The sequence below is a fragment of the Streptomyces sp. NPDC045287 genome, from assembly GCF_056432325.1.
The window spans coordinates 595,705-616,987 of sequence record NZ_JBWKJG010000001.1 but is presented as its reverse complement, the minus strand read 5'-3'; the positions used below and the strand labels follow the sequence as shown (position 1 = coordinate 616,987).

Sequence of the window (21,283 nt, the reverse complement as noted above, 5' to 3'; positions counted from 1 at the left end):
CCTCGCAGGCCCCCCAAGCCGCTCAGGCTCCCGTCTGGCCCTCCGCCTCTGCCAGGATCTCCGTCATCCGCAGGCCGAACCGTGCGTCGCACCCGTGCGGCACGCCCGTCCGCGCCGCGGCCAGCAGTGCGTCCACCGCCGCCGCGAACGACCCGACCGCGTCGTCCCAGCGCGGCATGGCCACCTGCCCCCGGTCGCCGTACAGCGTGATGCCCGCGTCCGCCGCCGCGACCGGGACGCTGAGCGAGAGGGCCGCCGAGCTGGCCGCGCCGCCCGCGTGCCGCAGCGCCAGTTGCCGGGTGTCGTCCGGGCCCGCCGCGGCCACCACCTGCGTCACGTCGCCCAGCACCGGCAGCAGCACCGACAGGACGTGCGGGCCCACGTCCCACAGGGCGCCCTTCTCCCGTCGCCACGGCGACGCGGCGTACGCGCTGGTCGAACCGGGCGAGAACAGCGCGCCCAGCCAGTGGGCCCGCGCCAGGTACCAGCCGCCCGCCGCCGCCTGCTCCTCGATCCACGGCGCGGTGCCCGCCGCGAACCGCAGCGTGCAGAACACCACGGACGCCACCCCGGACTTCTCCGCCGCCAGCGCCACCTCCCGCGCGCCCGCCACGCTCGTCGCGACCGGCTTGTCCAGCAGCAGGTGGCACCCGGCCGCCGCGGCCCGCACGGCGAACGGCGCCTGCACGTCGGGCGGCAGCGCGACCGCCACGGCGTCGCTCGCCGCGAACAGGGCGTCGACGTCCTCGTACGCGCGCGTGCCGAACTCCGCGGCGAGCCCGGCGGCGGCGTCCGGGCGTCTCCCCCACACGCCGCTGAAGTCGACGCCCGGGTGCGCCGCCAGCGCGGGGGCGTGCGTGCGGGTGGCCCAGGGGCCCGTGCCGAGGAGTCCGATGCGTGTCGCCTTCGTCATGTCCGCAAGTCTGCCCGCTGCTCGAAAACCATGCCGGGCCGGGCCGCGTCCGGTGCTACGTTTCTCGGGCCGGCCGCGGGACTCCGGCGTGACTTCCGGGACCTGCTCTGTAAAGCAACGCTTTCGCTGTTCACGCCCCCATTCCCCGGCCGGCGCACCACCACGCCGCACCGAGACCGACCGGCCGACCGGGGGGACCATGGCCGAGACCTTCTCCGACCTCGTCGCCGCCGAGGACGTGCTCCTCTTCGTCAACGCCGCCGTCACCGCGACCGGGCAGCGCGAGTTCCGGTCGTCGGCGGACGAGCAGCGGCTGTCGCTCGACTTCCTCCACGCGTACGTGCGCGTCAACTACCGCCCCCTGTACGCCGCGTCGCTCGCCCTCGACATCAACGACCACAACGCCGCCCTCGTCGTCGAGCGGCTGCTGCGCCACGCGGACGAGGCCGGTCCGCAGGAGAAGCGGCTGGAGGGGCGGCTCATCGCGGCCCGGCTCGCCACGCTGCCCCCGCAGCGCGTGTACCGGCTGTTCGGCGCCCTGCGCGCCGCCCGGGTCAACAACCGGCGTACGCGGGCGCTGATGCGCGACTGGCTGGCGGCCCGCCCCGACCCCGCGCACGACGCGGTGAAGTACCGGGCCGGGCTGAAGCGCGCCGCCCGGCACGCGCACCTGCTCCCCGGCGGCGCGGAGCTGGGCGACTTCCTGTTCGCGCCGCGCCGCCGCGCCCGCTACGAGGACCCGCGCCTCGACGCGTACCGCCGGGCCCGCCACGAGCAGGCCGCGCTGTACGCGCTGCCGTTCACGGTCGCCGAGGGGTTCGCCGCCCGGCACGGCGTACCGCGCGCGGTGTTCCTGGAGCGGATGGCGCCCCGCATGACCCGCCTGGAGCGGCTGCGCGCACAGGGCCGGGCGGGGGCGCCCGGGGCCGACCTGGCGGCGATGCCGCTGACCCGGCTCGCGCTGTACGCGCTGTCGCTCGGGTTCGGGGAGCGGGCGGCGCGGCGGGCGGAGCTGACGGGCGCGCTGCGGGCGGCGGCGCACCGGGCGGCGGGCCCGTACGCGGGGACGTGGGGGCGGGTCGCGGCGGTGCTGGACGACAGCTACTCGTCGTACGGGTCGGACGTGAAGCGGCGCCGGCCCCTGGCGGTGGCGCTGGGCTGCCACTTCCTGCTGGAGGCGCTGGCCCGGCCGGGCGGGTACGCGCCGCTGTGGACGTCGGGCTCCACGGACCCGCTGATGGCGCGGCCCTGGGGGCCGACGCCGCTCGGCGCCCGGATCCTGGACGCGCTGGAGACCGACCCGGAGCGGCTGCTGATCGTGTCGGACGGCTGGGACAACGCGCCGCCCGGCCTCGCCGGCGAGGTGCTGCGCGTGTGGCGGACCCGGCTGGACCCGGAGCGGCGGACGAGCGTGGTGCACCTGAATCCGGTGTACGACGCGGACGGCTTCGACGTGCGGCGGCTGGCGCCCTGCGTGCCGACCGCCGGGGTGCGGGACGCGGAGGACCTGCCGTCGCTGGTGGAGATCGCCCGGTTCGCGGAGGGGCGCACGGGGCTCGCCGAGCTGCGGGCGTACCTGGACCGCCGTGTCGCGCTCTTCCTGGGGGACGCGTGACCCGGATCGACCTGGCCGGGCTGGTGGCCGGGCCCGCGCAGGTGTGGGGCGGCGTCCGGCTGGTGCCGCTGCTGCGGGAGCGGCCGGTCGAGGGGCTGCGGCTGCACGAGGAGCTGTACGGCGACGCGTACGGGCGGGTCGCGCTCGGCCCGCGGCACACGTACACGTCGTACATCCCGCACGGCTTCGTCGCCGACTGGTCCGCCGGCGGGAACGGGAACGGGAACGGCGGCGGGGGCGGGGGCGACCGGCGGCGGGGCGCGGCGTACGGGACGGGGCTGGGCGTCGCCGCGCCGGTGTGCGTGCCCGTGCGGACGCACCACCGGCTGGCCAAGCGGGTCCGGGACGGCGGCGGGGGGCGGCTGCGGTTCCTGCCGCTGCACCTGGCGCTGGAGGGGTACCTGGCGCTGCACTTCGGCGGGCCGTCCGTCGTGTGGGACGAGTGGTCCCGGCAGGCGGTGCGCCGGGGGCTGTCGCCACGGGAGGAGGACGCGTACGCGGGGCGGTCGGTGCGGGGGCTCGCCGAGGCGCTGCGGGTCTTCGAGATCCACCCGGGGCAGTGCGGCGTGATGGTGTACGCGGCGGACGCGCTCGCCGCGGCGTTCGTCGTGCCGCACCCGGACGACTACCGGGCCCTGCACCCGTCGCTGGTGCGGGACCTGTACGGCGAGCTGGTGCACCAGTACGCGCTGTACGGGCGGCCGGTGCCCGAGTTCGCCGCACGGATCGACGACGCCGCGGGCCGGGTCCGGACCCTCGCGGACCTGCGGGCCGCGGCGCGCGCCGAGGAGCGCGCGTGGCGGGCGGCGCACGACGGGCTGATGGCGCGCGACCTGCTGGAGACGTCGTACGCGTGGGAGCGGGTGCGCGGGGCGGGGCCGTTCACGCTGTACCGCTTCCTGCCGCCGTTCCAGGCCGGCCGGGGCGGTCAGCACATCGGTGAGGTGATCACGGACCGGAAGGGGCGGACGGCGTACCTGAAGACGTTCCGGCTGTCGGAGAACCAGGTCCGGCGCGGTTACGTGCTGCGGCGGCTGGCGGACTGCGACTGGGACCCGGCCCGTACGGCGGAGGCGCTCGGGACGGGGTACGAGGAGCTGGTCGCCCGGGTCCGGCGCGCGGGTTTCGGGGCGCTGCTCGACGCGCACGGGGTCGCACAGCGCGCGCGTGCCCTGCGGGAAGGCTGAGTAACACGGGGTTCACACACGGGCAATGGCCGGGAAATCCCCCGTTGCCAAGCTGCGCGGCATACCGCTGCACCCGCAAAAGGATGAGGCCCCGTGACCATCAAGGCTGAGTACATCTGGATCGACGGCACCGAGCCGACCGCCAAGCTGCGCTCGAAGACGAGGATACTGACGGCCGCCGTCGCGGACGTCGCCGAGCTGCCGATCTGGGGCTTCGACGGGTCCAGCACCAACCAGGCCGAGGGCCACTCCTCCGACTGCGTGCTGAAGCCGGTCTACTCCTGCCCGGACCCGATCCGGGGCGGCGAGCACGTCCTGGTGCTGTGCGAGGTCCTGAACACGGACATGACGCCGCACTCCACGAACACCCGGGCGCAGCTGGCCGAGGTCGCGGAGAAGTACGCCGCCCAGGAGCCGATCTTCGGCATCGAGCAGGAGTACACCTTCTTCAAGGGTCACCGCCCGCTCGGCTTCCCCGAGGGCGGCTTCCCCGCCCCGCAGGGCGGCTACTACTGCGGTGTCGGCGCGGACGAGATCCACGGCCGCGACATCGTCGAGGCGCACCTCGACCACTGCCTCGCCGCGGGCCTGGGCATCTCCGGCATCAACGCCGAGGTCATGCCGGGGCAGTGGGAGTTCCAGGTCGGCCCGCTCGACCCGGTCACCGTCGCCGACCAGCTGTGGATCGCCCGCTGGCTGCTCTACCGCACGGCCGAGGACTTCGAGGTCTCCGCGACGCTGCACCCGAAGCCGGTGAAGGGCGACTGGAACGGCGCGGGCGCGCACACCAACTTCTCCACGAAGGCGATGCGCGAGGGCTACGACGCGATCATCACCGCGTGCGAGGCGCTCGGTGAGGGCTCCAAGCCGCTCGACCACGTCAAGAACTACGGCGCGGGCGTCGACGAGCGCCTGACCGGCCTGCACGAGACCGCCCCGTGGGACCAGTACAGCTACGGCGTCTCCGACCGCGGCGCGTCGGTCCGCATCCCCTGGCAGGTCGAGAAGGACGGCAAGGGCTACATCGAGGACCGCCGCCCGAACGCCAACGTCGACCCGTACGTGGTGACCCGCCTGCTGGTGGACACCTGCTGCGAGGCGCTGGAGAAGGCCGGCCAGGTCTGATCCCGCCCGTACGCGACGAGGGGGTGCCCCCGGCCGGAGCCGTCCGGCCGGGGGCACCCTCCGTGCTGGTACGGGGGCACGCCGTACGGGGGTGAGCGGCGCGGCGGCGGGAGACGGCCGCCGGGGCGGGGCGAACGCCGTGCGGGCGAGGCGGGGGAAGGCCCTCCCGCCGCGCGGGCCGGGCGCCGCGGACGGCCGCGGCCCCGAGGCGCGCCAGGAGCGTGCCGTCCGGGGGCGGTGGGGCGGGCGCCTCGTCGTGGCCGAAACGGCCCGGACGGGCCGCGTGGCCGCGGTGTCCCCGAGCCGCCGGGACCATCGGGTGCGGGGCCGCCCGCACGGCGACCGGTCCGGTTCCGATCACCGGGGCGCCCCGTCGGCGGCCCACCGCCGCCCGGGCGAGTGCCCAGGTCAGGGCGAAAGCACCCGGCAGCGAGCGCACCGGCACGGGGTGGGCGGCCTGGAGGGCGTGCCCGGTCGCGGACAGCACCGCGGCGAACAGCGCGGCGTGCAGGGCGCGCACCGGCGAGCGGGACGCGGTCGTGGCCGGAATCTGCCTCCACCCGGGGGAGGTTCCGCTTCCGGCTGTTCCTCCGGTAGCGGAAGCGGTGGGCGGGGCGGGGGCACCGGGGCAGAGTCGGGGACATGAGGCTTTTGATCCTGGGTGGTACGGAGTTCGTGGGGCGGGCCGTGGCCGAGGCCGCGCTCGCCCGTGGCTGGGAGGTGACGGTGTTCCACCGGGGGCGGCACGAGCCGCCTCCCGGCGCGGCGGTGCTGCGCGGCGACCGGTCGGTGCCGGACGGGGCGGGTCTGTCCGCGCTGCGCGGGGGCACGTGGGACGCGGTCGTCGACACGTGGTCGGGCGCGCCCTTCGCGGTGCGGGACGCGGCCCGGCTGCTGGCGGGGCGGGCGGGGCGGTACCTGTACGTGTCGAGCTGCTCCGTGTACGAGTGGCCGATGGTGGCCGAGTTGCGCGAGGACAAGCCGGTCGTGGAGGCGTCGCCGGACGACGGGGACGACGTGCCGTACGCGCGCGCCAAGCGGGGCGGGGAGCTGGCGGCCGTCGGGGCGTTCGGCCCCGAGCGAACGCTGCTGGCGCGGGCGGGGCTGATCCTGGGCCCGTGGGAGAACGTGGGCCGGCTGCCGTGGTGGCTGAACCGGATCGCGCGCGGCGGCCCGGTCCTCGCGCCGGGGCCGCGCGACCTGCCGCTGCAGTACATCGACGCGCGGGACCTCGCCGGGTGGCTGCTGGACGCCGCCGAGGGCGGGCTGGCCGGCCCGTACGACCTGGTGAGCCGGCCGGGGCACACGACGATGGGCGGACTGCTGGAGGCCTGCGTCCGGGCGACCGGGTCGGACGCCGAACTGCGCTGGACGCCGCCCGACCGGATCCTCGCCGCGGGCGTCGAGCCCTGGACGGGGCTGCCCGTGTGGGTCCCGCCGGGCGAGGCGCACGACGCGATGCACGGCGCCGACGTGAGCAAGGCGCTCGCCTCCGGCCTGCGGTGCCGCCCCGTCGAGGAGACCGTCGCCGACACGTGGGCGTGGCTGCGCGGCCTCGGCGGCGAGGCGCCGCGGCGGCCGGACCGGGACCCGGTGGGGATCGATCCCGAGCTGGAGGCGAAGGTCCTCGGGCTGTAGGGGCGGGCCGGGGGCCTGATCACGGGCCGGGTCCTGAGCCGGGCCGGGCGCCGGGTCCCGGGCCGGGCGCCGGTTCCTGGTCCGGGCCGGGCGCCGGGTCCTGAGCCGGGCCGGGCGCCGGGTCCTGAGCCGGGCCGGGCTGGCGCCGGGCACGCCCCGGACCGGGGTTCCTGGTCGGGGGTTCCGGACCGGGGTGGTGCCAGGTACACCCCGGGTCGGGTGCCCGGCCCCGTGACCCGCCCCCGCCCCGACCGGGAGACTGGGGCTGCGGCGCGACACGGGGCGCGCCGCGGGCACGGGCGCGGGAGGCGACGGTGGCGAGGACGACGGTGGCGGGGACGACGGTGGCGGGAACGACGGTGGCGGGGACGGGGACGGCCGGGGCGGGGAACGCGGGTGCGGCGTACGGCGGCGGGGGCGGCGCCCCGGCCGGCCGGGCGCGGGCGGCCCTGCTCGCCGCGGTACGGGGGTTCGCGGTGGCGCTGGTCGCGCTGCCCGCGTCGGTCGCCCTCCTCGTGTGCACCCTGGTGTCGGTGGCCCTGATCCCGCTGGGCGTCGGTGTGCTGACGACCCCGCTGGTACTGGCGCTGGTGCGCTCCCACGCCCGGGCCCGGCGGGCGCTGGCGGCCCGTTGGGCGGGGGTGCGGATCCCGGAGGCGTACCGTCCGCCGCCGGCCGACGCGCGGGACGGGCTCGTCGGATGGGCGGAGCGCTGCGCGCACCTGCTGAAGGACCCGGCGACCTGGCGGGACGTGCTGTGGCTGGTCACGGACCTGTCCGCCGGGTTCGTCACCGCGCTCGCCCCCGCGCTCGTCCTCGCCTACGGCGTGGAGGGCCTGGTGCTGGCGGCGGGCCTGTGGCGGGCGTTCGACGCGGGCGCCGACCCGTACTGGTACGCCTTCGTGCCCGTGGGCGGTCCGGGCACGGCGGTGGCGGCGGGCGGGCTCGGGCTGGTCGTCCTCGCCGCGGGGCTGCGCTTCGGACCGGCGCTGCTGCGGGGCCACTTCGCGCTGACGGGGGCGCTGCTGGGTCGGCCGCCGGAGGCGGAGCTGCACGAGCGGATCGACCGGCTCACCGAGACCCGGCACGACGCCGTCGACGCCTCGGCCGCCGAGCTGCGCCGCATCGAGCGGGACCTGCACGACGGGGCGCAGGCGCGGCTGGTCGCCATGGGCATGGACCTCGGCACGATCGAGGCGCTCGTCGAGAAGGACCCGGTGCGGGCGAAGGCACTGCTGGCGAAGGCCCGGCAGGACTCGGCCGCCGCCCTGGCCGAACTGCGCGACCTGGTGCGGGGCATCCACCCGCCCGTCCTCGCCGAGCGGGGCCTGGGCGACGCCGTCCGGGCCCTCGCGCTGCGGCTGCCGCTCCCCGCCGAGGTGGAGGTGGACCTGCCGGGCCGGGCGGAACCGCCGGTGGAGTCCGCCGCGTACTTCGCGGTGAGCGAGATCCTCACCAACGTGATCAAGCACGCGCGGGCGGACCGCGTGTGGATCGACGTCCGGTACACCGGCGTCATGCTGAGCGTCACCGTCACCGACGACGGGATCGGCGGCGCCGGGGCGGGGGCGGCCGGGGGCGGCTCCGGGCTGAGCGGGATCGAGCGGCGGCTCGGTACCTTCGACGGCATCCTGGCCGTCAGCAGCCCCGCCGGCGGCCCGACCGTGGTGACGATGGAGATCCCGTGCGTGTTGTCCTAGCGGAAGACCTGTTCCTGCTGCGGGACGGGCTGGTACGGCTGCTGGAGGCGTACGGCTGCGAGATGCTCGCCGCCGTCGGGACCGGCCCCGAACTGTCCCGGGCCCTCGCGGAGCTGGAGCCGGACGTCGCGGTCGTCGACGTCCGGCTCCCGCCGTCGCACACCGACGAGGGCCTGCAGTGCGCCCTCGCCGCCCGCCGGACCCGGCCGGGGCTGCCGGTGCTGGTGCTGTCGCAGCACGTCGAGCAGTTGTACGCGCGGGAGCTGCTGGCGGACGGCGACGGGGGCGTCGGGTACCTGCTGAAGGACCGGGTGTTCGACGCGGACGGGTTCGTCGACGCGGTGCGGCGGGTGGCGGCCGGTGGTACGGCGATGGACCCGCAGGTCATCTCGCAGCTCCTGGACCGGGGCCGGGCGCGGGACGAGCCGCTGGGCCGGCTCACGCCGCGCGAGCTGGAGGTGCTGGAGCTGATGGCTCAGGGCAGGTCCAACACGGCCATCGCCGCGCAGCTCCGCGTCACCGAGCGGGCCGTCGCGAAGCACACCTCGAACATCTTCGCCAAGCTGGACCTGAAGGTGTCCGACGACGACAACCGCCGGGTCCTCGCCGTGCTGGCGTACCTCGACCGGACCTGAGCCCCGCGCGCCCCCTCCGCACTGATCCGTACGGATCCGCACGGAACGGCCCGCTCCCCGCGGGCGGGGCCCGGCCGCACGGGTTCGCCCCGTACGCGTCCGCCGCGGTGCCGTTCCGCGTCCCCGCTCCGGGGGCGGGACCCGGCTAGCCTGCGACGGTGCCCGAACCTTCCAGAATGTCCCGCCGTGCCCTGATCGGGGCGGCCGGAGCGACCGCCGCGCTCACCGGGCGCGCCCCCGCGGCCGTGGCCGCGGCCCCCGCGCCGCCGCACCCCGACCCCGTCGCCGCCGCGCGCGCCGCCCTGCACCGCCTCCTGCCCGCACACGCCGACCGGTTCGACCTCGTGCGGCTGCCCCCGGGCCCCGAGCGGTTCCGCGTCACCGGCGCGCGGGGGCGCGTCCGGGTCGCGGGGACCGGCCCCGTCGCGCTGCTCACCGGCGTCCACTGGTACCTGAAGTACGTGTGCCGGGCGCACGTCTCCTGGTGCGGCAGCCGGCCCGACCTGCCCCGCACCCTGCCCGCGCCGCCCGCGCCGCTCGCCCACCGCGCCACCGTCCCGCACCGGTTCGTCCTCAACGACACCCACGACGGCTACACCGCCCCGTACGCGGACTGGTCGCACTGGGAGCGGCTGATCGACGTGCTGGCCCTGCACGGCTGCAACGAGGTGCTGGTCACCGCCGGCACGGAGGCCGTGTACCACCGGCTGCTCCTGGAGTTCGGGCACACCGACGCCGAGGCGCGCGCCTGGCTCCCGGCGCCCTCGCACCAGCCGTGGTGGCTGTTGCAGAACATGAGCGGGTACGGCGGGCCGCCCGCCCCGGACCTCCTCGCCCGCCGGGCGGCGCTCGGCCGCCGCGTCGCGGACCGGCTGCGGGAGCTGGGCATGTCCCCGGTCCTGCCCGGCTACTTCGGCACCGTCCCGGACGGCTTCGCCGACCGCGTCCCGGGCGCCCGCACGATCCCGCAGGGCACCTGGGCCGGGCTGCCCCGCCCCGGCTGGCTGGACCCGCGCACCGGCGCGTTCCGCCGGGTCGCCGCCGCCTACTACCGCCACCAGCGGGAGCTGTTCGGGGAGGTCCGGCACGTCAAGATGGACCTGCTCCACGAGGGCGGCGACCCCGGCGACGTGCCCGTCCCGGACGCCGCCCGCGCCGTCGAGGCGGCCCTGCGCACGGCCCTCCCCCGGGCGACCTGGGTGCTCCTCGGCTGGCAGGCGAACCCCCGCCGCGAACTGCTCGACGCGCTCGACCGGTCACGGCTCCTCGTCGTCGACGGGCTGTCCGACCTGGAGGCGGTCACCGACCGGGAGCGCGACTGGGGCGGCGCGCCCTACGCGTTCGGCACGATCCCCAACTTCGGCGGTCGCACCACGCTCGGCGCCGCGACGCACCGGTGGGCCGAGCGGTTCACCGCGTGGCGCGACCGGCCCGGCTCGGCGCTCGTCGGCACCGCGTACATGCCGGAGGCCGCCGGGCGGGACCCGGCCGCCTTCGAGCTGTTCTCCGAACTGGCCTGGCGGGAGCGGCCCGTGGACCGCGCGCGGTGGTTCGCGAACTACGCCGACCTGCGCTACGGCGGCCCGGACGCCGCGGCCCGCGCCGCGTTCGCCCGCCTGAGCACCACGGCGTACCGGCTCACCAGCGACGACGGACGGCCGCACGACTCGGTGTTCGCCGCCCGGCCGTCCCTGTCGGCGCGCTCCGGGGCGCACCACGCGACCCGCTCCCCCGCCTACGACCCGGCGGCCTTCGACGGGGCGCTCACCGCGCTGCTCGGCGTGCGGGAGGAACTGCGCCGCTCCGACGCGTACCGCCACGACCTGACGGACGTGACCCGGCAGGCGCTCGCCAACCGGTCCCGGCAGTTGATCGGGGAGCTGGACGCGGCGTACGCGGCGGAGGACCGGGCGGCGCTGCGGACGCTGGCCGGACTGTGGCTGCGGCTGATGCGGCTGGCCGACGAGGTGGCGGGCGCCCATCGGGCGTTCCTGCTGGGCCCCTGGCTGGCGGACGCCCGGCGCGAGCGCCTGGAGCACACGGCGCGGGCCCTCGTCACGTCGTGGGCGAACCGGGCGGCGGCGGACGGCGGGCGGCTCACGGGCTACGCCAACCGGGACTGGTCGGGGCTGATCGCGGACGTGTACCTGCCGCGCTGGCGGGCGTACCTGGAGGAGCTCCAGGACGCGCTCGCCGAGGGCCGCGAACCCCGGCCGGCCGACTGGTACGCCGCCGAGGAGACCTGGAGCCGGGGCACGGAGCCGTATCCGCTGCGGCCGTCGGGCGACCCGTACCGCACCGCCCTGCGCGTGCGCGACGTGCTCGCCCGCGCCCCCCACCAGGGGGCCGTCACCGTCACCTGCGACCCGCCGGCGCTCGCGCCGGGCGGCACCGCCGAGGTGACCGTGACGTTCCGCAACACCAGCGGCCTGGGCGGCACCGGCCCCGTCGACCTGGTCCTCGACGGCCCGGCGCCCGGCGGGCTGCCGCCGCACCGCACCGGCCCCGTCCCCGCCGCCGGGTCCGCCGCGGCGTCCTGGCGGGTCACCGCGCCCGCCCGGCCGCTCACCGACCCGGTCGAGCCGCTGCCCTACACGGTGCGCGCGACGTACGGCACCGGGGCGGGCCGCCGGTGACGGCGGTGCGGCGGGGCGAGCTGTACGTGGCGGGGCCGCTCGGCGACACGTGGCGCACCCACACGTCGAACGACGCGGTGTTCGGGCGGCTGGGCGGGCGGTTCGCGGTCAACGGCGAGGGCCGGGACCTGTGGCGGCGCGTCGCGGAGTTCGGCGTGTCCTACCGGGAGGGCGCCCTCGCGGAGGGCGGGGTGCTGGAGGCGCGGGTGGAGGCGCAGACGGCGACGGGGCCGTGGGCGCGCGCCGGGATCGCCGTGCGCGACGCGCTGGGCGTGCCGGGGGCGCCCGGGTTCCTGTACCTGGCGGTGACGCCGGCGCGGGGCGCGGTGCTGGCGTGGGACGCCGACGGCGACGGCGCCCTCGACGCGTACCGGCAGCTCCCGGGGGTGGCGGCGCCGGCGCTGCTGCGGTTGTCGCGGTCGTCGGGCGTCTTCACCGGGGCGTGTTCGGCGGACGGCGGCACGACGTGGCGCACCGTCGCCGCGGTGCCGGCCGCCGGGGTGCGGGCGGCGCCCGTCCAGGACGCCGGGGTGTTCATGACGGCCGCGCACGGCGGGAGCGGGGCGCGCGGCACGGCGGTGTTCGGCGGGCTCGCGGGGTGGGGGGCGTGAGGGGGCGAGGTGACCAACCCCACCGTCGCTCGTTGCGTTGGGCGTGAGCACCCAGGAAGCCCAGCACACCCGAAAGGCCGCGGAGCCGGGCGTCGCGGCCTGCGCCGTCGCTCCCGTCGACGTGGAGCAGGCCGAGGCGGCGCTCGTCGAGCACTACCCGCGGCTGGTCCGCATCGCCTATCTGGTGCTGCCGCCGTCCCTCGGCCGCAACCGGCGCGTCCTCACCGCGCACGCGCTGGTCCAGCGGTCGCTGCCCCGGCGCCGCACGGCGGTGGGCGACGAGGCGGCGATGCCGGTGCAGCGGCGGCGCCCGGAGGACGTCGTGGACCCGGGGTACGCGTACGTGCGCGGGCGGGTGCTGCGGCAGGCCCTGGAGGCCGGACTGCCGCTCTGGCGCCGGGCGTGGCCGAAGCGGGCGCAGTTGCCGCCGCTGCTGCCGATGGTGTGGGGGCTGCGGTTGTTCCCCCGGTCGGGCGGCGCCGACGAGCTGGCGCTGGACCAGCGGATGGCGGCCCTGTCGGGTGCCGGCCGGGCCGCGTACGTGCTGCGCTGCCTGGAGCGGCAGGGCGACGCGGAGGTGCGGCGGATGCTGGCCGCGGCGGGGGTCGCGGACCCGAGGGCCGCCCTGGCGGAGGCGGACCGGGTCGGGGCGGCGGGCGGGGCGGACGGCGGGGCGCTGCTGGAGTCGCCGGAGTTCGACCCGTGCACGCTCCAGGCGCGGCCCACGGACCTGATGCGGCGGCGGCAGCACGCGAAGGCGGCGCTCGCGGCGGGCACGGCGGCCGTCGTGTGCGGGGCGCTGCTGGGGCTGCCGGGCGAGGGCTGGGGGCGGGACGGCGCGGCGGCGCCGCCGTACGCGCGCAACCCGGTGTCGGAGGCGGCGTTGGACCCGGCGAAGCTGCGGCGGATCGCGCCGGCCGCGTGGCAGCGCTCGTCCCGCACGGACTTCTCGGTGTGGCCGGCGCGGGGCGGGCTGACCGGCGACGAGGCGTTGCTGCGGCGGGCGCTCGCGGTGTGGGCGCGGCCCGGCTCGCGGGTGCGGGCGTCGGCGACGCCGGGCACGCTGCCGGGTCCGCCGATGGGCCCGCCGCAGCTCCTGTTCGCGGACGAGGTGGACGGCGCGCGGGTGGTGCTGTTCCACGACGGGCTGCGCGCGGTGCGGTACGCGGAGCCGACGGACGGCACGGAGGTGGCGGCGCTGGACTTCGCCCGTACGGACGGGGCGGACACGGCCGCGTCGGCGGCCCTGGTGGTGGGGCGCACCCACGCCAACGTGCGGTACCTGACGGCGCCGTGGGTGCGGGGCGTGGCCGTGCGGGACCTGCTGGTGCCGGACGGGGGCACGCGACCGCTGGAGCGGGACGCGACCGGGGTGACCGCGCCGATGCAGAGCCCGGCCGCGACGCGGGACTGCCGGTCGTGGGACGTGCTGGAGGTGCGGGACGGGGTGGCGACGCGGGTCCTGACGGACCTGGGCGAGCTGACTCCGGCGCGGCTCACGTCGGGTCCGCCGGCGAAGCCCGTGGACGTGACGGACCGGGGCGCGCTGCGGGAGTGGGCGCGTACGGCGTGTCTGCTGCCGGTGATGCGGGCGCGGGGCGTGCGGTCGGTGAACTCGTGGCGGTTCGCCGAGCAGGACCTGCCCGGTTCGGGCACCGGGACGGCGGCGTGGCTGTGTACGCGCGCGGAGACGTGGCGGGGGCCGGGCAGCAGGGTGCTGGCGCAGTTCCAGGCGCCCGCGCCGGACGCCGGGCCGGGCGAGCCGCTCGCGGCCGGGGCGCTCGCGGCGAAGGCGGAGGACTCCCCGGCCTGCGGCACGCGCGAACCGCACGTACTGGCCGGGGTGTTGTGGAAGGGCCCGGGCGGCCGGTGGTACGTCCTGGCGGCGGGCAGCCCGCGGGTGGCGTCGCTGGCCACGTCCGGCGGCGTCGAGGGCGGCGCCGAGGGGCGGCTGCTGGCGGTCGAGGCGGAGCCGGGCGCGCGGGCGGAGCTGACCGGGAGGCTGGAGGACGGGACCCGGATCGGCACCCTGCGCTGAACGGCCCCGGCGGTTCCGCCGGGTGGCTAGGGCAGCAGGAGCCAGTCGGCGGCGAGGGCGGCGAGGAGGCCCGTACCGAGGAGCCAGGTGCCCAGGCGGGTGCGGCCGTGGCGGCTGAGCTCGATCACCACTCCGCACAGGATCATCGCCAGCCCGTACACGCCGACGACGAGGACCGACGTCCGGCTCGCCAGGCGCAGCGCGAGGACGGCGGCGAGGGTGACCAGCAGGACCGTCGCGACGACGATCCGCAGCCGGCGCGCCTGGCGCGGGGTGAGGCCGTCGTGGGACTGCTCGGGCGCGTCGTCCCCGGCGGGCTCCGGCGCCGCCGCCTCCGGGAGGTCCGGGGTGCCCTGAGTGTCCGGGGCGTCCGCCGTACCGGGGGGGTCCTGGTCCGCTGTGGTCATGTCCCGGAGCGTAACGGACCGCGTGTCCACCGCTGTTCGAAGGGCGCCGTTAGGCTGTTCGCATGACGACCGGGGTGCGCCGACGGATGGGCGTCGAGGAGCGCAGGCAGCAGTTGATCGACGTGGCGCTGGAGTTGTTCGGCCACCGCTCCCCCGAAGAGGTGTCCATCGACGAGATCGCCGCCGCGGCGGGCATCTCCCGGCCGCTCGTCTACCACTACTTCCCCGGCAAGCAGAGCCTGTACGAGGCGGCGCTGCGGCAGGCGGCGGACGAGTTGGCGAGCCGGTTCGTGGAGCCGCGCGAAGGACCGTTCGGTGCGCGGCTGCTGCGGGTGACGGGCCGGTTCTTCGACTTCGTCGAGGAGCACGGGCCGGGTTTCGCTGCGCTGATGCGCGGCGGCCCCACGCGCCCCACCGGCCCCACGCGCCCCACCGGTACGGGCCGTTCCACCGGTACGGCCCGCCCGGCCGGTGCGGCGCCGACCGCGCACGCGGTGATCGACGGGGTACGGCAGGCCGCGTACGACCACGTCGTGGCGCACCTCGGGGTGCGCGGGCGGCCACCCGCCCGGCTCGACCTGGTGGTGCGGTCGTGGGTGGCGCTGGCCGAGTCGACGGCGCTGTTCTGGCTGGACGGGCGGCGCGTCCCGCGCGCCGAGCTGGAGCGGCAGTTGGTGCACGACTTCGGGGCGCTGGTCGCGGTGAGCGCCGCGTACGACGGGGAGATGGCGGGCCTCATGGCCGGCCTGCTCGCGGACGAGCCCGCCGACGGGCCGTTCGGCGACCTCGTCGGGCGGCTCGTGACGCTCCTCGCGGGCACGCCGGCCGTGCCGGCTCAGGCCTTGCGGTAGGACGCGTCGAGGTCGCGGATCTCCGCGGAGACGTACACGGTGAGTTCGTCGTCGGGCTTCAGGAAGTCCCGGGCGAGGGCGGCGGCGGCCTCGGCGAGGCGGGCCTTCGCCTCGTCGGTGCGGCCCGCGAGGAGGGCGATCTCCACGTAGACGATGGCGGCGTCGGCCGTTCCGTCCCCGGCGGTGAAGTCGTCGATGCGGCGGGTGCGGGTCCTGCACGCCTCGACGCGGGTGGCGACGGTGTCGGCGACGACGGGGTGCAGGGCCCTGGCGTAGCCCTTCCGGTCGAAGGCGTCGTCGAGGGCGGCGGAGTAGTCCACGGTGATCTGCGGCATGGCCCCACCTTCACCCCGCCCGGCTCCCCGGCACAAGCGCCGCCCGGATGTCGGAACGGCGCCCCGCCTCCCGTGCGGGAGGCGGGGCGCCGCGGTGGCGGGGCGGGTCAGCGGGCGGTGAAGACCGCGACCGTGCGCGCCGGGACCGTGAAGGTGCCCGAGGCCGTGTCGTACGCGGCCGTCCTCACCACGGCGTCCGCGCCGCCGGCCTGCACCGGGTGCAGGGCGTAGCCCTTGCCGGAGAGGGCCGGGACGGTCTGCCGCTGCCGCTCGGGCGTGGCGTTGAAGACCACGACCAGGTCGCCGAGGCGCATGGTGATCACGCCGGGCGTCTCGTCCCGCCCGGACAGCGGGAACGACAGGTCCGACTGGACCCGGTCCGCGGTGGCGAGGCTGAACGCCCGTTCCGTGGTGCGGATCCGCAGCAGGTCCCGGTAGGCGGCCGAGGCGCCCTCGATCTGCGGGCAGCCCGCCTTCAGGGACGGCGAGGACAGCAGCGGCTTCGCGTACGCCCACTTGTCCTGGTTGTCGGCGGCGGGCGGCAGTCCGCGCCCGAAGCCGTTGCCGAGGCGGCAGTCCCAGTGGAGGGCGTTGAACCAGTCGCCGCTGTCGTACGAGTTGCGGTCCAGGGACTTGGAGCGCAGCAGGTCGGTGCCGGCCTGCGACAGGGCGGGGCCCTGGGAGAGCGCGGCGGTGGCCATGGCGAGGACCTGCATCCTGGCCCGGTCGTCCGGGGAGGTGCCGGCCGGGAGCTTGAACGCCAGCGCGTCGTACAGGGTCTCGTTGTCGTGGGCGTCCGCGTAGGCGAGGGCGTCGCCGGGGGCGGTGGCGTAGCCGGCGGGGGCGCCGTTGTAGTCGACCTGGGAGCCCTTGACGCGCTTCCCGGACGTGTCGGTGAAGGTGTAGTCGGCGAGGTTGCCGCTGAGGCCGACCTTGATCAGGTCCTGGTAGTGCAGGAGGCGGGCCTTCTGCTCGGCCGGGGTGCCGTTGGCGGCGGAGCCGTTGGGCTCGGTGTACAGGCCGGAGGCGAAGCCCTGGACGCCGGGGTCGGCGTCGAAGGGGCCGCCGCCGCGGACCGCGTCGCGGGCCCGGTCGGAGAAGGTGGCGATGCCGGTGCCGGCCATGTTCTTCTGCGTGGCCTGGACGAAGCGGGCGTCGTCGGCGACCTCGCCGAAGTTCCAGCCCTCGCCGTACAGGATGACCTTCTTCCCGTCGACGCCGTCCTTCTCGACGGTCAGGGCGTCCAGCGCCTCGCGGACGGCGAGGATGTTCTCCTTCGGGTGGTGGCCCATGAGGTCGAAGCGGAAGCCGTCGACCTTGTACTCCTTGGCCCAGGTGACCACCGAGTCCACGACGAGCTTGCCCATCATCGTGTTCTCGGGCGCCGTGTTGGCGCAGCAGGTGGAGGTGGCGACGGACCCGTCGGCGAGGAGCCGCTGGTAGTAGCCGGGCACGATCCGGTCGAGGACGGACTTGTCGTCCTGGCCGGCGGCGACGGTGTGGTTGTAGACGACGTCCATCACGGTGCGCAGGCCGGTGCCGTTGAGGGACTGGACCATCCGCCGGAACTCGACCGTGCGGCGGGTGCCTTCGGGGTCGGAGGCGTACGAGCCCTCGGGCACCGTGTAGTGGAGCGGGTCGTAGCCCCAGTTGAAGGCGTCCTTCGCGGCGACCTTCGCGATGCACTTCTGCTGCTCGTCGGAGTCGGCGGCGTACGCCTTCAGGTCGCAGTCGGGGGTGGCCCGGCCGGACTTCCGCTCGGGGACGGTGCCGATGTCGAAGGCCGGGAGCAGGTGCACGTGGGAGGTGCCGCTGCGGGCCAGCTTCGCCAGGTGCCTCATGCCGTCCGAGTCGCGGTCGGTGAAGGCGAGGTAGCCGCCGGGGTGCTTCGCGGTGGGGTCGGAGGCGGAGAAGTCGCGGACGTGCAGCTCCTGGATCTGCGCGTCACGCAGCGGGACCGCGGCGGGCTTGCGGAGCGTCGCCCAGCCCTCGGGGGCGAGCTCGGGGGCGGACAGGTCGACGACGAGGCTGCGCGCCGAGTCGGTGGTGAGGGCCGTGGAGTACGGGTCGGTGACCTTGTTGGTGACGACCTTCTGGACGCTGGGCGCCCAGACCGTGACGACGTACCGGTACGGCTTGCCGGTCCAGGACGGGGAGCCCTTCACGGACCAGACGCCGGTCGTGTCGTCGCGCTTCATCCGGACGGCGCGGCCGTCGAGTTCGAGGGCGACGGACTGCGCGGTGGGAGCCCAGACGGAGAGGGTGGGCGTGCCGCCGCGGAAGACCGGGCCGAGGGCCTTCGCCTTGGCCTTCTCGCCGTACAGGGCGTCGAGGACGCCGGCGGTCTGCACGCCGGTCGCGGTGAGCAGGGCCCCGTTGGCGGCGCGCTGGGTGGCGACGAGCTGGCCGCGCAGGGCGGTGCGGATCCGGTCGCGGTCGCGCGGGTCGACGGAGTACGCGGTGTACTTCGCCAGGTGCGGGAAGGCGGCCTTCTGCGCGTCGGTGAGCGCCGTGCGGTTCAGGCGGAGCCAGTGGGCGCGGTCCTCGCCGGTGAGGGCGCCGTCCTCGACGGCGAGGGAGCCGGTGGGCGAGTGGACGAGCTGGCTGGAGGCCGCGGCGGGCGAGCCGTTCCAGGCGACGGTCGTCCCGTCGATCCACACGGCCGTGGACTTGGCGAGGTCGAGGGCCGCGCCGCCGCCCTTGGGCTGCGGCAGCAGGTACTTCTGCTGTCCGGCGAGCATCCACACCTCGTGGCCGTCGGCGGTGAGGTCGAGGGACTGGTCGGTGGGCAGGTCCTTCTCGTCGCCCTTGTGGAGGATGTAGCTCAGCGACGTGGCGCCCTTGGCGAGGGGCACCTCGTAGACCGCCCCGTACGCGTCGGTGCGGACGGGCAGGAGCGGCTTCGACCAGTCGGTGGGGGCGGCGGCGCCGTTCCAGACGTGCAGGCCCCAGCCGTCGTAGGCGCCGTCGGGGCGGTGGTAGTGCAGGACGGCCTTGGAGGTGTCCTGCGGCGGGTAGGCGCCGGCGGGCGGCTGGTCGAGGGCGGTCTCCTTGCCCTGTTCGATCCACACCTCGCCGGTCTTGGACAGGTCGACGGCGCGGTCGGCGGAGACGTCCTTGTTGCCGTCCCCGTCGATGACGAGGTAGCCGACGCTGGAGGCGCCCGGCTTCAGCTTGACGTACGCGAAGGCGCCGTAGGCGTCGCGGCCGATGAAGGGGTGGCCCTCGGGCCAGGGGGTGGCCTCGCCCTCGGCGATGTCGCCCCAGGCGTACAGGCGCCAGTCGGTGTAGTCGCCGTCGGCGCGCTTGTAGTGGACGATCGCGTAGTCGCGCTGGGTGGCGGTCGGGGCCGGGGTGGCCGGGGCCCGGCCCGCGGTGGTGGCGGCGAGGTCGCTCGCGGTGCGGCCGGCCGTGTCGACGGCGACGGCCTTGTAGCGGACCGGGGTGCCGGCCGGGGCGGTGATCGTGTGGCTCACCGTGTAGGGGGCGTGGTCGGCGGTGCCGAGGACCTGCCACTTCCCGGTGCCCTGCTGGGCGGCGAAGACGACCCGGTTGAGCTGTCCGCCGTCGACGTCGGCGGTGACCTGGACGGTGCCGGAGGCGCCCGCGGCGGGGGCCTTCAGCTCGACGGAGGGCGCGGCCTCCGGGGCGGCGAGGGGCTTGGCGGCCTTGAGGACGACGGCCGACAGCGCCGGGACGGTGACGGTGATCTTCTTGTCGGCGCCGCTGGTCACGGCGCCGGTGTCGCCGTGGACGGGGCGGAAGGCGGTGCCGGCCGACTCGGTGGCCAGCTCGGCGGTCTTCGGGCCCGTGGCGTTGTTGACGGCCACGACGTACTCGGTGCGGGCCTTCGCGTCGATGCGGGAGAACGCGTACACGCCCGCGCCCCGGTCGGCGTGCCGCTCGATCTGCACGCCGTCGGCGAGCGCCGGGTGCGCCTCGCGGAGCTTCGCGAGCGCGGCGATCTGCCGGTACAGCGGGTGGCGGGGGTCGTACGCGTCGGCGGCGTGGGTGCGGTCGGTGCCGATCTGGTCGTCGTCGAGGTAGTCGGCGGTCCTGGAGGCGAAGAGGGTCTGGCGGGCGTCCTTGTCGCCGCCGGGGCCGGTGAAGCCCTGCTCGTCGCCCGCGTAGACGACGGTGTTGCCGCGGCTGAGGAACATCAGCTCGTTGGCGAGGACGTACCGCTTGAGGAGTTCCGCGTCGGACGCCCCGGCGTTGTCCTGCTTGAGGAAGGCGCCGAAGCGGCCCATGTCGTGGTTGCCGAGGAAGTTGACCGTCTCGTAGGCGTTGGCCTTGTCGGTCGTGTACTTGTGGTCGTCCCCGAACAGCGCGGCGAGCTTCGCCGCGGAGCCGCCCTGGGAGGCGTACTGGCGGGCGGCCTCCTGGAACGGGAAGTCCAAGGTGGCGTCGAGGCGGCCCTCGCGCACGTAGTGCGAGGTGACGGAGGTGTCGGAGGAGTACACCTCGCCGAACATGAAGAAGTCGTCGCGGCCCCGGTCGGCGGCGTACGCGTCGAGGGCGGTGGCCCACTGGGTCCAGAACTCGGTGTTGACGTGCTTGACCGTGTCGATGCGGAAGCCGTCGATGTCGAAGTCGCGCACCCAGCGCTGGTAGATCTTCTCCATGCCCTCGACGACCTCGGGGCGCTCGGTCCACAGGTCGTCCAGGCCGACGAAGTCGCCGTGGGTGGAGGACTCGCCGGCGAAGGTCGAGTCGCCCCGGTTGTGGTACATCGACGGGTCGTTGAGCCACGCCGGGACCTTCAGGTCCTTCTTGTCGGCGGCGACGACGGGCGTGCGCGGGAAGGAGTCGAGGTCCGTCCGGGGGAAGCGGCGCGTGCCGTCGGCGTAGTCGGCGTCGTCGAAGGGGCGGCCGTCCTTCGTCAGGTACGGGAAGGCGCCCTTGGAGAGGTACTCGTAGGACTTCTCCTCGTAGTCGACGACGTCGGCGGTGTGGTTGGTGATGACGTCGAAGAAGACCTTCATGCCCTTGGCGTGGGCCTTGTCGATGAGCCGCTCCAGGTCGGCGTTGGTGCCGAAGTGCGGGTCGACCTGGGTGAAGTCGGTGATCCAGTAGCCGTGGTAGCCGGCGGAGGCGCTGTCGCCCGTGCCCTGCACGGGCTGGTTCTTGAAGATCGGGGCGAGCCAGATCGCGGTGGTGCCCAGGCCCTTGACGTAGTCGAGCCGCTCGGTGAGGCCCTTGAGGTCGCCGCCCTGGTAGAAGCCCTTGTCGGTGGGGTCGTAGCCGGTGGTGAGCCGGGTCCCGGTGAGCCCGCCGCGGTCGTTGCCCCGGTCGCCGTTGGCGAACCGGTCGGGCAGGACGAAGTAGAACTGCTCGCGGGTCAGGTCGTGCCGCGCGGGCTCGGCGGCCAGCCGTCGGTCGGACGGGGGCTCCGGGGGCCGGGGCGCGGCGCTGGCCGGGGCGGCGGCGGGGACGGCGAGCGCGGTGATCGCCGCCGCCGCGAGGGCGGCCACCGATCTGTGCGTCGGGCGCCGCCGCCGGTGGCGTGCCGGGGGGCTCAGGCGTGTCAAGGCGGGTTCTCCTCGGTGAGGGTGGTACGGAGAGGAGGCCCCGCACCCGGGCGGGTGCGGG

12 protein-coding genes and 1 pseudogene are annotated in these 21,283 nt (G+C 76.2%); 9 read left to right on the top strand and 4 right to left on the bottom strand.

Annotated features, from left to right (window positions below; translation table 11 throughout):
• Window positions 1-22 precede the first annotated feature (22 nt).
• Window positions 23-913, bottom strand: a complete 891-nt coding sequence (locus AC07D6_RS02695; RefSeq protein ID WP_315878649.1) for a Gfo/Idh/MocA family protein — start codon at window positions 911-913, stop codon at window positions 23-25.
• A gap of 199 nt (window positions 914-1,112) precedes the next feature.
• On the opposite strand from AC07D6_RS02695, the gene AC07D6_RS02690 reads away from it, so the two are divergent.
• From AC07D6_RS02690 to AC07D6_RS02655, 8 genes and pseudogenes are all read left to right on the top strand, one after another.
• A complete protein-coding gene (locus AC07D6_RS02690) occupies window positions 1,113-2,528 on the top strand; it encodes a hypothetical protein (RefSeq protein ID WP_479041368.1) in 1,416 nt (471 codons plus the stop codon).
• The gene (locus AC07D6_RS02685; RefSeq protein ID WP_479041366.1) at window positions 2,525-3,715 is read left to right on the top strand and encodes an ARPP-2 domain-containing protein; all 1,191 of its coding nucleotides are present in this window, start codon (window positions 2,525-2,527) and stop codon (window positions 3,713-3,715) included. The genes AC07D6_RS02690 and AC07D6_RS02685 overlap by 4 nt, the downstream gene beginning before the upstream one ends.
• A gap of 93 nt (window positions 3,716-3,808) precedes the next feature.
• The gene (glnII, locus tag AC07D6_RS02680; protein WP_315878652.1) at window positions 3,809-4,840 is read left to right on the top strand and encodes a glutamine synthetase; all 1,032 of its coding nucleotides are present in this window, start codon (window positions 3,809-3,811) and stop codon (window positions 4,838-4,840) included.
• A gap of 642 nt (window positions 4,841-5,482) precedes the next feature.
• Complete coding sequence (locus AC07D6_RS02675; RefSeq protein WP_315878653.1) at window positions 5,483-6,478, top strand: NAD-dependent epimerase/dehydratase family protein; 996 nt, start codon at window positions 5,483-5,485, stop codon at window positions 6,476-6,478.
• A 449-nt stretch (window positions 6,479-6,927) separates the two neighbouring features.
• Window positions 6,928-8,178 (top strand): sensor histidine kinase, encoded by a 1,251-nt coding sequence (locus tag AC07D6_RS02670; protein ID WP_479041579.1) that lies wholly within the window; start codon window positions 6,928-6,930, stop codon window positions 8,176-8,178.
• Window positions 8,163-8,813: a LuxR C-terminal-related transcriptional regulator gene (locus AC07D6_RS02665; protein ID WP_315878654.1), complete on the top strand. Its 651-nt coding sequence runs from the start codon at window positions 8,163-8,165 to the stop codon at window positions 8,811-8,813. The genes AC07D6_RS02670 and AC07D6_RS02665 overlap by 16 nt, the downstream gene beginning before the upstream one ends.
• Before the next feature lie 176 nt (window positions 8,814-8,989).
• Window positions 8,990-12,060 (top strand): annotated as a pseudogene (locus tag AC07D6_RS02660) (alpha-N-acetylglucosaminidase).
• Between the two features lie 43 nt (window positions 12,061-12,103).
• A complete protein-coding gene (locus AC07D6_RS02655; protein WP_391653548.1) occupies window positions 12,104-14,098 on the top strand; it encodes a hypothetical protein in 1,995 nt (664 codons plus the stop codon).
• 26 nt (window positions 14,099-14,124) lie between these two features.
• Here AC07D6_RS02655 and AC07D6_RS02650 read toward each other — a convergent pair whose 3' ends face one another.
• A complete protein-coding gene (locus AC07D6_RS02650) occupies window positions 14,125-14,505 on the bottom strand; it encodes a hypothetical protein (protein WP_479041362.1) in 381 nt (126 codons plus the stop codon).
• Between the two features lie 62 nt (window positions 14,506-14,567).
• Here AC07D6_RS02650 and AC07D6_RS02645 point away from each other — a divergent pair, with 62 nt between their 5' ends.
• Window positions 14,568-15,356 carry a TetR/AcrR family transcriptional regulator gene (locus AC07D6_RS02645; RefSeq protein ID WP_479041360.1) on the top strand — a complete coding sequence of 263 codons (789 nt, stop codon included), beginning with the start codon at window positions 14,568-14,570 and terminating at the stop codon, window positions 15,354-15,356.
• On the opposite strand, the gene AC07D6_RS02640 is transcribed toward AC07D6_RS02645, so the two are convergent.
• Together AC07D6_RS02640 and pulA are read right to left on the bottom strand one after the other, a co-directional pair.
• On the bottom strand, window positions 15,341-15,691 hold the full coding sequence (locus AC07D6_RS02640; RefSeq protein WP_479041358.1) for a 5-carboxymethyl-2-hydroxymuconate Delta-isomerase: 351 nt from the start codon (window positions 15,689-15,691) through the stop codon (window positions 15,341-15,343). The two genes, AC07D6_RS02645 and AC07D6_RS02640, sit on opposite strands and share 16 nt — an antisense overlap.
• A gap of 107 nt (window positions 15,692-15,798) precedes the next feature.
• The gene (gene pulA, locus AC07D6_RS02635; protein ID WP_479041356.1) at window positions 15,799-21,165 is read right to left on the bottom strand and encodes a pullulanase-type alpha-1,6-glucosidase; all 5,367 of its coding nucleotides are present in this window, start codon (window positions 21,163-21,165) and stop codon (window positions 15,799-15,801) included.
• Window positions 21,166-21,283: the final 118 nt, after the last annotated feature.

What these genes read in the sequence shown, in the direction of transcription:
- AC07D6_RS02695 (WP_315878649.1), bottom strand. Translation starts at nt 913, where the DNA reads ATGACGAAGGCGACACGCATCGGACTCCTCGGCACGGGCCCCTGGGCC.
- AC07D6_RS02690 (WP_479041368.1), top strand. Translation starts at nt 1,113, where the DNA reads ATGGCCGAGACCTTCTCCGACCTCGTCGCCGCCGAGGACGTGCTCCTC.
- AC07D6_RS02675 (WP_315878653.1), top strand. Translation starts at nt 5,483, where the DNA reads ATGAGGCTTTTGATCCTGGGTGGTACGGAGTTCGTGGGGCGGGCCGTG.
- AC07D6_RS02650 (WP_479041362.1), bottom strand. Translation starts at nt 14,505, where the DNA reads ATGACCACAGCGGACCAGGACCCCCCCGGTACGGCGGACGCCCCGGAC.
- AC07D6_RS02645 (WP_479041360.1), top strand. Translation starts at nt 14,568, where the DNA reads ATGACGACCGGGGTGCGCCGACGGATGGGCGTCGAGGAGCGCAGGCAG.
- AC07D6_RS02640 (WP_479041358.1), bottom strand. Translation starts at nt 15,691, where the DNA reads ATGCCGCAGATCACCGTGGACTACTCCGCCGCCCTCGACGACGCCTTC.